This is a genomic window from Candidatus Abyssobacteria bacterium SURF_5, assembly GCA_003598085.1.
Taxonomy (GTDB): domain Bacteria; phylum Abyssobacteria; class SURF-5; order SURF-5; family SURF-5; genus SURF-5.
In genome coordinates this window covers 1-12,993 of the sequence record QZKU01000008.1, presented here as the reverse complement: position 1 = coordinate 12,993, position 12,993 = coordinate 1, and the positions used below count along the sequence as shown (strand labels likewise).

14 protein-coding genes are annotated in these 12,993 nt (G+C 55.8%); 5 read left to right on the top strand and 9 right to left on the bottom strand.

The genetic code is table 11. The features are described from left to right. The first annotated feature begins 196 nt into the window (after positions 1 to 196). Both C4520_00665 and C4520_00660 read left to right on the top strand, forming a co-directional pair. On the top strand, positions 197 to 628 hold the full coding sequence (locus C4520_00665; GenBank protein ID RJP26424.1) for a 50S ribosomal protein L13: 432 nt from the start codon (positions 197 to 199) through the stop codon (positions 626 to 628). A 23-nt stretch (positions 629 to 651) separates the two neighbouring features. Further along, positions 652 to 1,047 (top strand): 30S ribosomal protein S9, encoded by a 396-nt coding sequence (locus tag C4520_00660; protein RJP26423.1) that lies wholly within the window; start codon positions 652 to 654, stop codon positions 1,045 to 1,047. Between the two features lie 277 nt (positions 1,048 to 1,324). Here C4520_00660 and C4520_00655 read toward each other — a convergent pair whose 3' ends face one another. Continuing rightward, positions 1,325 to 2,296 (bottom strand): pyridoxal-phosphate dependent enzyme, encoded by a 972-nt coding sequence (locus C4520_00655; protein ID RJP26422.1) that lies wholly within the window; start codon positions 2,294 to 2,296, stop codon positions 1,325 to 1,327. Next, entirely contained in the window at positions 2,289 to 2,849 is a 561-nt protein-coding gene (locus C4520_00650) for an NUDIX hydrolase (protein RJP26426.1), read from the bottom strand. Before C4520_00650 ends, C4520_00655 begins: the two co-directional genes overlap by 8 nt. A 187-nt stretch (positions 2,850 to 3,036) precedes the next feature. On the opposite strand from C4520_00650, the gene C4520_00645 reads away from it, so the two are divergent. Together C4520_00645 and C4520_00640 are read left to right on the top strand one after the other, a co-directional pair. Beyond that, positions 3,037 to 4,221: a class A beta-lactamase-related serine hydrolase gene (locus C4520_00645; GenBank protein RJP26421.1), complete on the top strand. Its 1,185-nt coding sequence runs from the start codon at positions 3,037 to 3,039 to the stop codon at positions 4,219 to 4,221. 63 nt (positions 4,222 to 4,284) lie between these two features. Further along, positions 4,285 to 5,934 carry an amidohydrolase gene (locus C4520_00640; GenBank protein ID RJP26420.1) on the top strand — a complete coding sequence of 550 codons (1,650 nt, stop codon included), beginning with the start codon at positions 4,285 to 4,287 and terminating at the stop codon, positions 5,932 to 5,934. A gap of 51 nt (positions 5,935 to 5,985) precedes the next feature. Here the strand turns inward: C4520_00640 and C4520_00635 are convergent, their stop codons facing one another. From C4520_00635 to C4520_00605, 7 genes are all read right to left on the bottom strand, one after another. Beyond that, positions 5,986 to 6,423: a CoA-binding protein gene (locus C4520_00635; GenBank protein RJP26419.1), complete on the bottom strand. Its 438-nt coding sequence runs from the start codon at positions 6,421 to 6,423 to the stop codon at positions 5,986 to 5,988. A gap of 36 nt (positions 6,424 to 6,459) precedes the next feature. Further along, positions 6,460 to 8,187 carry a long-chain fatty acid--CoA ligase gene (locus tag C4520_00630; GenBank protein RJP26425.1) on the bottom strand — a complete coding sequence of 576 codons (1,728 nt, stop codon included), beginning with the start codon at positions 8,185 to 8,187 and terminating at the stop codon, positions 6,460 to 6,462. 92 nt (positions 8,188 to 8,279) lie between these two features. After that, positions 8,280 to 8,888 (bottom strand): hypothetical protein, encoded by a 609-nt coding sequence (locus C4520_00625; protein RJP26418.1) that lies wholly within the window; start codon positions 8,886 to 8,888, stop codon positions 8,280 to 8,282. Positions 8,889 to 8,897: 9 nt separating this feature from the next. Next, on the bottom strand, positions 8,898 to 10,052 hold the full coding sequence (locus tag C4520_00620) for a chromosome segregation protein SMC (protein RJP26417.1): 1,155 nt from the start codon (positions 10,050 to 10,052) through the stop codon (positions 8,898 to 8,900). A 175-nt stretch (positions 10,053 to 10,227) separates the two neighbouring features. Continuing rightward, complete coding sequence (locus tag C4520_00615) at positions 10,228 to 10,707, bottom strand: hypothetical protein (GenBank protein RJP26416.1); 480 nt, start codon at positions 10,705 to 10,707, stop codon at positions 10,228 to 10,230. Positions 10,708 to 11,112: 405 nt separating this feature from the next. Then, positions 11,113 to 11,991 (bottom strand): hypothetical protein, encoded by an 879-nt coding sequence (locus C4520_00610; GenBank protein ID RJP26415.1) that lies wholly within the window; start codon positions 11,989 to 11,991, stop codon positions 11,113 to 11,115. A gap of 17 nt (positions 11,992 to 12,008) precedes the next feature. Beyond that, the gene (locus C4520_00605; protein RJP26414.1) at positions 12,009 to 12,188 is read right to left on the bottom strand and encodes a hypothetical protein; all 180 of its coding nucleotides are present in this window, start codon (positions 12,186 to 12,188) and stop codon (positions 12,009 to 12,011) included. Positions 12,189 to 12,476: 288 nt separating this feature from the next. On the opposite strand from C4520_00605, the gene C4520_00600 reads away from it, so the two are divergent. Further along, positions 12,477 to 12,770, top strand: coding sequence for an antibiotic biosynthesis monooxygenase (locus C4520_00600; protein RJP26413.1), 294 nt, complete (start codon positions 12,477 to 12,479; stop codon positions 12,768 to 12,770). Positions 12,771 to 12,993: the final 223 nt, after the last annotated feature.

Sequence of the window (12,993 nt, the reverse complement as noted above, 5' to 3'; positions counted from 1 at the left end):
ATACCCTCTGCGACATTGCTCTATTCCTCTTTCACCATAAAAACCCTGTCTTTGTGCCCTTTCACTCACTTCCGAATGTCGGGTTGCGGAATCGCTGACTCCTGAACCCGCCACTTGACAAAGAGCGTATTTTTCTGCTATTCTAATAAAGTTAACTTGGTGCTAGTGCTTTTTCTGTTGGAGGATTATCATAACAATGGCTACGTTTTCGCCCAAACGGGATGACATAGAAAATAAGTGGTATCTGATCGATGCTGAAGGGAAAGTGCTCGGCCGGTTGGCAAGCGAAACTTCCCGGCTTCTCCAGGGCAAACACCGCCCGAAATATTCTCCGCACATGAGTCTCGGCGATCATGTGATTATCGTAAATGCCGAAAAGGTGAAGGTGACCGGCAAGAAACCCTTGCAGAAAATCTATCGGCACCACACCAGTTGGCCGGGCGGTTTGAGAACGAAAGTTTATCGGGATGTGCAGCGGGATTTCCCCGAACGCATCATTCATGTGGCAGTCAAAGGAATGCTCCCGCGCAACAGGCTTGGCCGCGCCATGGCCAGAAAACTGCGCGTATACGCAGGCCCAAGCCATCCCCATGAGGCCCAGAAACCCGAACAAATTACACTTGTTTAATCGCTTAGAGGAGGACTACATAGTTGGCTCAACAGCAGGTTTATTCAGGCACCGGGAGGCGCAAGTCTTCTCTCGCACGCGTAAGGCTGCAAAGAGGCGCGGGAAATTTTACCGTCAACGGAGCTTCTCTCGATGATTACTTCCGCCGCGAAACGCTGTCAATGATCATCAGACAGCCTCTCGAGGTCACACAAACCGTCGGACAATTTGATGTGTTCGCAAATGTGGAAGGTGGGGGACTATCCGGTCAGGCGGGAGCCCTGCGCCACGGAATCGCACGCGCTTTGCTCGAATATAACCCTGAGCTTCGCGCGGCCCTGCGAAAGGGCGGTTATCTTACGCGCGATCCCCGCATGAAGGAACGCAAGAAGTACGGACAGAAAGGCGCTCGCGCTCGCTTCCAGTTCTCCAAGCGCTAATCGCCTCCCCAACGGCTCATTCAAGGCATTCGACGAATTTCGTCGGGTGCCTTTTTCGTTTCTATTCAAGGCGATGGGGACTGTCCCAAGACAAATTCGCCTGCTCGCTGAGCGTAGCGAAGTCCCGCGTCCCCGCGGGATAGATTCAGGGCTGTCCCTCATCGCTAGGATCCAGCCGACTCAATCGCCGGACAGTCTCTCGGTCCCCGTTGTTGTAAGCGCGCGATTCGTCTCTCCCGCAGATAAATGAATTGCGCGACGCCTACACCGGAGATTTTCACTTCTTTGAAACATTCGCCGGCAGCGACCGCGCCACAGCCCCGATATCCACATTGCCGCCCGAGAGGATAATTCCTATTCTTCTTCCCGGTATCGCGCCGCGCCTCCTGAGAAGGACCGCAAGCGGAACCGCCGACGACGGCTCAATGACCACCTTCATCCGCTCCCACACCAGCAGAAGAGCTTCGGCAATCAATTCCTCCTCCGCCGTGATGATGTCGCTCACCAACTGCTTGATTACCGGAAACGTGAGGGTGCCGACGCCGGTTCTCAAACCATCCGCGATTGTGACAGGATCGCCTGCGGGAAGAATCTTTCCGGCCTGCAGCGAACGCGCAGCATCGTCCGCGTTTGCGGGTTCCGCGCCTATCACCTTCGTCGCCGGCGAGATTGAGGAGAGAGCAATAGCCGTGCCGCTCAACAGTCCGCCGCCGCCGATCGGAGCAACGACCGCGTCAAGATTCCCCACCTCCTCGCACAGCTCCAGGGCGGAGGTCCCCTGCCCCGCCATCACGTCATAATTGTTGTAAGGATGAACCTCTACTGCGCCGGTCTGCCTGACGATCTCCGCCAGCCCCTCCTGTCGTGCCGCCAGCGTCGGCTCGCAAAAAACAATCTCGGCGCCATAACCGGCGACCGCGTTCTTCTTTATCCGGGGCGCCGTGCGCGGCATCACCACGTACGCCGTTATGCCGCGTAATCGAGCGGCAAGCGCCACCGCGGCCGCATGATTCCCGGAGGAATGAGTGGCCACGCCCCTGGAAGCATCCTCGGGAGATAAGGAGAAAACCGCATTGGCCGCTCCCCGTATTTTGAACGAGCCCGTCTTCTGAAAATTCTCGCACTTGAAGTAGATGTTCGCATCGCACAGGCGGTCGAGCGTAGCGCACGTGAGTACCGGCGTCCGGTGGATAACATTCTGAATCCGCTGAGCGGCGGCGCGGATATCATCAATGGTGGGCTCAGGCATGAAATTTCACCCGCCCCTCCAGATGCAGCAGACCCAACGCAACAACGGTCGCCCAGGCAAGCACCTTGAATTCGCCTGCGGCAAGCGCGTTCTCAACTTCATTTCGAGTCAATAGCAGCAGCTTCTGCTCTTCAAGATCGTCTGAGTCTATCTCAGCAATCTCTTGCGCTTGCAGCGCGAGAAACAAGTGAGCTGTGCCTGCTCCCCTGTTTCCGTCTACCGGAAGATGTCCGAGCGCCACCCATTCCGAAGCCTGATAGCCAGTCTCCTCAAGAAGTTCCCGGCGCGCCGCCATCAGTGGATCCTCGCCTGCATCGATGTACCCGCCCGGCGGCGCCAGACACAGTCCCTCGACTGCGTACTTCGTCTGCCGAAAACAGAGGAATCTGCCCTGATCGGTAACTGCAAGGATGTTCACGTAATCAGGCGTGACCAGCCACGGCCAGTCATGAAGCATCCGCCCGCCCGGCAGCTCGATGTCGTGATGCTCTACCCTCAGATATCTCCCTTCGTCTAGAACCACCCTCCGCGCATGCGTTTTCCATTGCCGCATCATGAATCCTCCCTGGCAGCCGGACGAATGAACCCGAATAATGCCCGGCATTGTCGTGCCTCATTCTACTCCGAAGGCAACCTGCATGCAAGATTCGCCAATCCGATTGTATTTGCGGCAAAGAGTGGATAGAATGGTTTTCTTGAAGACCACATGATTCTGCATCTGAACCGGCAGGGAGGTTCCTATGTCTCGACGACAGAAAAGCAACTTTACGACTGCGCAAGATTTTGGCTGCGACACGAGCCGTCTCGACATGGTTGCGAAAGCGATTGAGCAGGATGCCGCACGCGGCTTGTACGATGGAGCGGTCTTTCTCGTCGCGCGCGGCGGCAACATCGTCATGCACGAAGCGATCGGCCATTCGGATTTGGAAAAGAAGCGCACTGCTCATCTCGATGATGTTTTCTTTATCATGTCCATCACTAAACAACTCACAACCACATTGGTCCTGATGAGGATCGACCGCGGCGAACTTTCGCTGAACACCAGGATTTCCGATATCATTCCTGAATTCGGCAAAAAAGGGAAAAAGAACATCACCGTCCGGCATTTGCTGACGCATATGAGCGGAATCTCCATCGAGATGCCACCGGGTCTGCCCCTCGAACAGGTCGGTAATCTCGAAGCCTATGTCGCCGCCGCATGCGAACAACGGCTGCTTGTCTTACCCGACAAGGGCGTTTCGTACAATCCATTCACCGCGCACGCGTTGCTGGCGGAGGTTGTCCGCCGTCTCGATGGAGGAAAGCGGCCGTTTCGCGAGATGCTGGCGGAGGACCTTTTGAAGCCGCTCGGCATGAACGATACCGCCATGGGATTGCGCCCGGACCTTGTCGACCGGAGAGTGCCCGTGGTCGTACGGGATACTACTCCGGGACTCTTCGAGCCTGCTCTGCTCGAAGCGACCAACATCCTCTTTGCAGAGGATACCGAGATTCCTGCAGGCGGGGTTTTTTCCACTGCAATGGACATCTACCGCTTCTCCGAATTGTATAGACGCGGCGGAGAGGTTGGCGGAAAGCGTTTCCTTTCCCCTGCAATCGTTCATCTGGCTACAAGCAACCATACCGGAACTCATCGGAACGATCTCTTTGATTATGCGCGGGAAGAGCACGGATGGCCGGAATTCCCTGCCTATCTTGGATTGAGTTTCTTTTTACGCGGCGAAGGAATCTTCCCCACACCGCTCGGACTGACGACGTCGCCGGGAACGTTTGCGGGACTCGGCGCCGGCTCGACCCTTTTCTGGGTCGACCCCGAACGCGATCTCACTTTCGTGTGTCTGACTGCCGGACTTCTGGAGGAAGCGGCGAGCGTTCAGCGGTTTCAGCGACTGTCGGACCTGGTGGTCGCCGCAGTCGTCCAGTAAACGTCTCACCGGCCAAACGACGTCATCCGGATGAGACTGTCTTTTCAATAGAAGGTGCCTTGCATGAGAGACGCGGAAAGAAACGAATTTGCGGAAACCATTTTCTGGGGCGGCGATATAATCACCGTTGATGATGCCAATCCGACCGCCGAGGCCCTTGCCGTCGCAAACGGAAAAATTGTGGCCGTCGGAGACCGCGAACAGGTGCTCGAATTCAAAGGGCCGGCTACAGAAACGATAGACCTGCAAGGTAAGACCCTGATGCCCGGTCTCGTCGAGCCTCACAGCCACCCCGTCATCAGCGCGCTTCTCTATGATTGGATCGACGTGAGTGGATTCACCAATGCAAGCGGCGCGGAGGTGATAGAAAAGCTGAAACAGGCGGCGGAACGAGCTAAACCGGGAGAGTGGATCGCCGCCTTTGGATACGATCCCATCCTCATTCGCGACCTCAAGGCTTTGAGCGCCGATCTGCTCGACGAGATATCCCGCCGGAATCCAATCTTCATCATGATCCAGAGCATGCACACGGTCTACGTGAACCACCTGGCACTCGAGATCGCCGGAATCACAGACGACTCGCCCCAGCCGGAGGGCGGCATTTTTGTCAAGGACAAATCCGGACGCCTGACCGGAATGATTATCGAACAGGCGGCTATCGCCTCCGTTATGATGCCGATCCTTCTTGAATCACAAGCAAAGGGTTTCGACCTCATCGAGAGACAGATTCAGCGGTATGCCAAAGCGGGATATACAACCGTAGGCGCTATGGGGGTCTTCCCGGTATTCCTGAACTGGCAGAACATTCTGAGAGAACTTGTCGAGCGCGATGATTGCCCGATACGAATGACCATTGTTGAGAAGGCGACCGATCTGGAGCAAGGTATTACCGTCGATTTAGGTTCAGCAAGCGACCGCCTCAGGTCCGGCGGCGCGAAGTTCTGGTACGACGGCTCCTTCGGCACCGGCAATGTCTATCTGGATAAGCCGTATCTGAACAGTAGACTGATGCAGCAAGGTCTGGGAATTCCGGAAAACACCAGCGGTTATCCGACAATGTCGAAACAGAAGTTGAAGGAACTGGTTCGAAAATATCACGATCAGGGCCGGCAGATAGTCATTCATGGACAGGGCGACCGCGCGATCCGCGACATGATCGATGTGTATGAAGCTGTCCTCGCCGAGTCGCCAAGACAGGACCATCGCCATCGCATCGAGCACGGTGGCCTGTTCCCCATCGACCAGATGGAACGCGCCGCGCGTCTCGGCCTGACCGCGAGCTGGCACGTCGACTACATCTATTACTATGGCGAGGCGCTGCGCGATGAAATCATCGGGTCCGAACGCGCGCGCATCTCATATCCTGTCGGCGCGGCCGAAAAAAGGGGCCTCCTCAATTCCCTCCACAATGACTCGCCAATGTATCCGGTCGAGCCGTTCCGGCTCATACAAACAGCGGTCACGCGAAAGACTCGCAATGGCGAAACTATCGGAGAGGAGCAGGCTCTCTCCGTCGACGAAGCCATCAAGGCTGTCACGATCAATGCCGCATGGCAGCTCTTTCTGGAGGATAAAGTTGGAAGCCTGCAAGTCGGCAAACTCGCCGATATGGTGGTATTGTCGGAAAACCCGCGCAAGATCGAGCCCGACCGCCTCGACCAGATCCGCGTGATCGAAACGTATCGCGATGGCCGCCGCTTTCGCTTTCAATAGAGGTTGAACGAGATCAAATGGGACGGGTTTCGGACGAGGAGAAGACACCCGCTAGTACTTGCCCAACAATTTATTGATCCATTTGTGGATGGAATGGAAGGAAAGGCCGGGGATCACGTACATCACGGCGCATGACCCATAGCACACGTTCAAACCTTTCTCGCGGGCTAACTCCAGCGCCTCAGGCGTTTCACAGTCCATGTGAATCCACACGTTCCTGATCCCCGCATCCGCCGCCTGCGCAACCCAATTCCTTGTTTCTTCCTTCGGCACTTCAATAACGACTGCCTCGACTCGTTCCGGCAGCGATGCAAGATCAGAATACGCGTTGTCGCCATCGATGGAGGGCGCGCCGGGATCAATCGGAAAAACCTTCTTGCCCGATTTCTTGAGCGCATTGTAAGTGATTTTCGGGAAGTCCATCTTCGCCGAGTGCCCGATTATCGCATAGCTCGTCGCGGTCCAGAAGTTTTCATAATTCGATGGCATCTTCTTCCCCCTTCGCTTGTGAATACGAGAGAGAGCTCACTGCATGCGTTCGGATGGCGACTTCGCTTCTTCGGCAGCGCTTTTCTTCATTTCCTCTTCGCGCAAGGCTCTCCTCAATATTTTCCCAACCAGCGTCTTCGGAAGCTCGGGCCGAAATTCCACCTGCGTCGGCACCTTGTAGCGGGTTAGGCGTTCGCGGCAGAAATCGATTATCTCCTTTTCCGTCGCGGTCTCGCCGTCCTTCAGCACAATATAAGCCTTGACCGTTTCGCCGCGATACTGGTCGGGTATGCCGACGGATACGGCTTCCTTCACCTTGGGATGCTCAAACAGCACCTCGTCGATCTCGCGCGGGTAGATATTGAAGCCGCCAGCGATTATCATGTCCTTCTTCCGGTCAACAATATAGAAATAACCGTCGGAATCCATTCGTGCTATGTCGCCCGTATACAGCCAGCCGTCTCGCAGGCATGCGGCTGTTTCGTCCGGCCGGTTCCAGTATCCTTTCATCACCTGCGGACCGCGCACGACAAGTTCGCCTGCTTCGCCCATGGGAAGCTCGCGCTCGCCGGTTTCAAGGTCCATTATTTTGGCGTCGGTGTCCGACATCGGGATGCCGACGCTCCCCGCCTTGTGAGGACCGAGATAGGGATTGGAATGCAGGCCCGGCGAAGTCTCGCTCATGCCGAATCCCTCGAGGATCACTGCGCCCGTTTTCTTCTCGAATTGCTCCATCACTTCGACCGGCAGCGGCGCCGCCCCGCAATTGACGCTCTTGATCGAATCAAGCTTGTACTCGCTCAGGCGCGGGTGGGAATTGATCGCGACCAGGATAGTAGGAACGGCTGCAAATAGCTGAGGCCTGTACTTGTGCAACGCTTTTAACGTCTCATTCACGTCGAATCTCGGCAACAAAACCATGGCGGCGCCCACGCGAATGTAGCACAGCATGCTGCACAACCCGTATACGTGAAAGAAGGGAAGCACGCACAACACCGTGTTCTTGCCGGGCTCGATATCGGGAGCGCGCCAGATAACGTTTTGGTCCACGTTGGCCACCATGTTTCGATGGGTGAGCATCACGCCTTTCGAGATGCCTGTCGTTCCGCCCGTATATTGCAGCATGGCGATATCGTCGTGAGAGGCGGCGTCTGTAATATTGTCTGGCGGAGTCTTCAGCAAATCCTTGAACCACAACACGCCCGGCAGATTTTCGACCTGCGACTTGACGCCTTGCTTCCGCAGCCTCCACTTGAAGACGACCTTGGCGATCATCGGCATCTCCTCCGCCATGCTCGTGATGATCACGTACTGCAGTTTGGTCTTCTTCCAGATGTTCTTAATGCGACCAAACATGAGGTCGAGGCACACAACCGCCTTGGCGCCCGAATCGTTGAATTGATGCTCGAGTTCACGCTCGACGTACAGCGGATTCGTTGGAACTACAATCGCCCCGAGTTTCAGGATGGCGAAGTAGCCGATGACAAACTGCGGAGACGTCGGAAGCATCAGAGCAACCCGGTCCCCCTGTGAGATTCCCAGATTCTTGAGCGCGGCGGCAAATGCATCGACGCGGGCGCCCAGTTCGGAGTATGTGTGCCTGGCGCCGTAGAAAATCGTGGCGGTATTCGCGGGAAACTTGCGACGCGCGTCTTCCAGCATCTGATAGATCGTCATCCTCGGATAATCGAGCGATTTGGGGACGTGCTTGTCGTAGAATTTAAACCACGGGTGAGCGTCCATCGAAGGATTCTCTTGCATCATTTCATGTTTCCAGATCGTAAACCCAGAGGGACCAAAACGCGAGCCGTATTCTAACATACGAATTTCTGAATACGCAACCGGCGGAAAAACGCTCATCTGATCGCCATGCGTTCGAGGTGGTGCAGGCAGCGCATCAGGCTCTCGGACGATTGGGCCGCCGCCTCGGGGCGCCAGCCGCTCAACTCGTCAAGAACGAATTGGATCATGCGCGAATTGTACGCCGGCCCGACCTCTCGGTAGCTCCTGAGGCTCGGGACCATATCTGCGCGGATATCTTTTCGGCGCGACTTTTTCGCTATCTCCACCAGCGTGTGTTTCGGGTCATGAAGACTTTCAGGATCGCGAGGGATCATCGAATAGCGGACATTGAGGCAGTGGGCCAGGCGCTCGTGGTCGGCGAGAAGCCACGCCTCGATCTCCCTCACAACCACCCGGAAACACATATGCGGAGCGGGCTCAGGCAGCCACACGTCCAAAAGAGTGGGCGCGCAATCCGCATCGTGATCGAGGTCAACGAGAACTAACCAGGGAGCGCTGCAAGCAGCGAGGTTGTAAGCGTCCATCTGTTTTCGAAGAAATGATTTTCCGTGCTTGCCATAGATCGGGCCGGGCACGGCGCCCGCCCAGCGAATCAATCGTCGCAGCACGGCTTCATCGATAAGGCCTTCTACAGCGCCGGAAATTGTAACAGCCTTCGGCATCAGTACAGCTCAGTCTCCAAAAAGCATCAACTGTTCGACCTTCGGCGGGCGGGTGTGCGGCATGACGGCATCCGCGAGAGGCGAGCCTCCCTGAAGGAGAGCCTTGACTTCCTCGAAGCTGCTCGCGGGGGTGACGGACGTCCCTTCGCCCGGCTGAAACAGGAGCACCTCGTCCAGCCCGATGCCTTCATCGCGTAACAACTCATTCGAATGAGTGCTCAGCAGTATCTGCCGGCCGTAGCGGCGCTGTACGCGCGCAAACATCTGCGGGATTAGGCGTACAACCTCAGGGTGCAGCGAAAGTTCGGGCTCCTCCATGAGCAGCGGACCCGTCCCATCCAGCATCGCCCACAGAAGCCCCAACAGGCGCAAAGTTCCATCTGAAAACTGCTCCTCGGTCTGCCACGCCGCCTGCGAGCGCCAATGCTCGTACCTGCCGCGCAGGTGCGGCCTGCCCTGCTCATCCCGCCACAGCTCGAGTTGTTTGAGCTGAGGGACGGCGACATGCATCGCATCCACGATCTTCCGGAGACGCGCGTCGCGTATGCTTTTGGGAACTCGCGCTATCTGCTCGAGAAAATCGCTCCCGAGCGATTCTTCGCGGCCGGATATGCGCTCGGGCTCGCGCATCAGCTGCGGAACGATGTGAAGGTAATGGATCGAGGCGAAGAAATCGGCCACCTCGCGAAACGGTTCATTCGCATGAACCTGTTCGAGATACGTCTGCGTCAGCCGTTGCGGATCGCTCCTGTCCTTCTGGTTCGGACGGATAAGGATATTCTTTCCGTTCCTCGAAACTTTTTCCTGTCTGACGATCGGCCCCCGCGTCCTATCCTGATTCAGACTCAAATCGTATTCCCACAGCGAGGGCTCGTCTCCGGTTCCTATGTGAGCCTTGATCATGATATCGGATGGGCGCTGCGCTGACAGAGAGCGCAGGCTTGCAATTCCACGCCGCCTGCGAACCGCCTCCTGAAAACCGCCGCCGACCGACACCACGTCGTGGAGAAAGCGGAACACGTCGAGGAAATTCGATTTGCCAAGCGCGTTCGCCCCTATGAGCAGAACCCGGCGCTGCAGCTCGACTTCGACCCGCGAGAAATTGCGCCAGTTCGCTATTGTGATGCGGGTGAACCGGAGCACCTTGTTCTTCGGAGTGCCCATTCTTATTCTCTCCGGAATAAATGCAGAGACTTGTCAAAGTAAAGCATAGTGCGGCGGAGCCGCAACCAAACTATTTGAAGCACGAATTTCACGAATTCGACGATCCCCGATCGGAGTCGAGAACATGATTACACGAATGTAGGGGCGGGCCCATGTGGCCGCCCGGCAGCGCTTTTCAGGTAACGGGGTGGCGCGCCGCATGATCTTCGGCAATGCGTCGGAGCATGCCGGGCCTCGGAGCTGACGTCGCAAACAATAAAATTGAAATCCCGAGAAATAACCACCACTCCCCCATCCGCATCGCCAGGAATGCGACGATGAGGCCCAGCAGAACAGGAACTTCAGATAGCGCCAGCATGATGTAGAAATACCGGGTGTATCTTTCTATGATCGCATCGATGCCCGGACTGTTCCGATAGGATTCCTCATTGGCAAAAAATCTGCTTTGCACCCAGAATTTCGCCGCGGCGGCGATGAGAGATATCATCAGAAAAAGAGGTAGTATCGGGAACGGCAAAGGCCGCGGCGTATTGCCTCTGGTAACGATGAAAACAACAACGGCATATGCGGGCATGGCGGCAACAAAAGAGAAATAGCTGAGCCACAGGGTTTTGGCAAGCGTGCTGAGTTTCGCTTCGTCTGCAGGATCAAGCATGGTTTCCCCTCTTCTGCATTCACTGGATAGTTGCGTTCTCAGAAGGTTTGCATCGGATTCATGTGAATAAAATAACAGTTACGGCCGCTCGAAGTCAATGGTATGGCTTCATTCCCTTTGTCTATGCTCGTCCATGCCGTCCCTGTAGAAGTCGCCCCTTCACACAGTTCCTCTGGTCTTCTGTAGGGGCGACCCGGTGGGTCGCCCGAAAGTCTATTCCTCGTTCTCTCTCTAGAAATGGATTTCAAATGCTCGTTTGCCGAGAAAAGGTTTTGGTGTTTTGGATAGGCAGGAACAAGAACAGCAGGAGAAAACGCGTGCCTTTAGTTTATTGGTGGTTCGCTTTTCCGTCTGCCGAAACAGCCGCAGCATTGCTCTTGCAGATTTCAGGTCTTGGTACGCCCTCTAGTTCTTGCTCGCGTGAACCTCGAAAATGATGTCCCCCAGTTTCACCTTGTCGTGGTCCTTCAGCTGCGCATTATACTCGGGCTTGTCATTCACCCATATCGGCAGATTCGAGTCGCGCCGCAGATATGCGTGCATGTTGCCGCCCACGCGCACAAAGGAAAGGGTGCAGTTGAAATCAAGCGAAGGATGCTTGATATTGATATCGGCGGTCGGCGACGGTCCGAGCGTAAGGAGTTTTTTCTTAACCTGTCTTTTCGAAAGCTCTATCTTCGCTTCTTCCGCCACCGTTCCGGCTATCGGTTCGAGCGACAAAATGACCCGGCGCTGGAGCAGCAAATAAGCGCCGGCAACACTGGTCCCGATGACCAAGCCGATCGCCAGTACGAGAAAGCGGAAGTTCGCCTTGACAAAGGCCACGAGGGCCGGCGGAGACTCCTCCGGCTCGATCGTCTCAGGGACGATCAACGCTATCGGTTCGCCGCAGTAAGGGCATTTGCCAATTTCGCCGGTGTGATAAGCAAAAAAGACCCGGTTGCAGGCGGGAGAAAAAAACGAGACGAACTGGCTTTCGTCCACGCTCGTCCCGAGAACTCTCTTCTGCTCGATGCCCAGCATCATGGGAAACCCGCAGTACGGGCACATTCCCTGTTTCGCCGTCGCCTCAGCCACGAACAGAGTGCTGCAGCTCGGACACGTGAACCAGTCAAAGTTCTCCTTGTCCACCTTGACGGCCACTTTTTCCGCGGGATTGAAGATTTCACCCGCTATCATCGTCCAGAAAAATATGCCGGTTCCGAGTAACAGCAGCCCGGCTATGATCCCCTTTTTCACGATGGCCACCCCCTCCCTTCGTGAAAGGCCCCGCCGCACCTGCATCCCCAAGTGTATAAATTTTACCGCATAATTTCGTTTCCGTCAATAAGTTGCATGCAATTTTCTGGCCATTTCCAGTCTTTTTTGCCGTTTTTGCCGGCAAACGACCGATCGCGGTTACCTCCAATCAACCTTCCCTCTTTCGTAGCGCAGGCATCCTGCAACCTTCCCACCCCTCCGACCGGTAGGGCCGAATTCATTCGGTCTTCTCCCCATCCAGTAATCCAGAATCGCCAAACCTCTCAACGACAAAAGACCCAGGAACCAAACCCGATAGTGTATAATGGAAATCCCGTGCAAGCGGATTTGGGCGAGAATGTCTTGTCGATAGGTGCGCATTAGTTCCGCGGAGGGGCATCCCGCCTGTGGCGGGACCATGCCCAAAATGGTGCGGCGAAGCGTCAGGTCTTCAATTGACCAAATGTAGGGGCACGGCGGGCCGTGCCCGGAAAATGACACAATTAACACCAAACAGAAAGGAACACGAAATGATTGCTGTCATCGCGAAGGTCCCCGTCAAACCGGAACTGAAAGACGAGGCCATAAAAGAGGTGAAACTGCTCATGGCCCACGTGGCCAAGGAAGAGGGTACCCTCCACTACACGCTAAACATCAATCCGAACGAGCCGAACACGCTGGTATTCATGGAGCGCTACAAGGATGTCGACGCGCTGAGCGCGCACGGATCGAGCCCGCACTTCATGGAGTTCATGGGCAAGGCCATGTCGTTCGCGAGCGGCCCGCCCGATATCGTCACGCTGGACGAAATCCATTCGATCTAGCGCGCTTCTTGTCAGCGGATTTTCACGGTGCATTTTTTCGACTGACATTGAACGCCGTCATAAATGAATGTAGGGGCGGCCCCGCGTGGCCGCAACCAAGATTCTTTGAACACGAATTAGACGAATGTGCGCCAAGGAAGCATACAAGTTCTTACCAGTGAAAGTCTGGTCTGGACAAAGGGTAGCCGCCAGTCCAGCACCGAATCTCACATGTAGGGAGGCG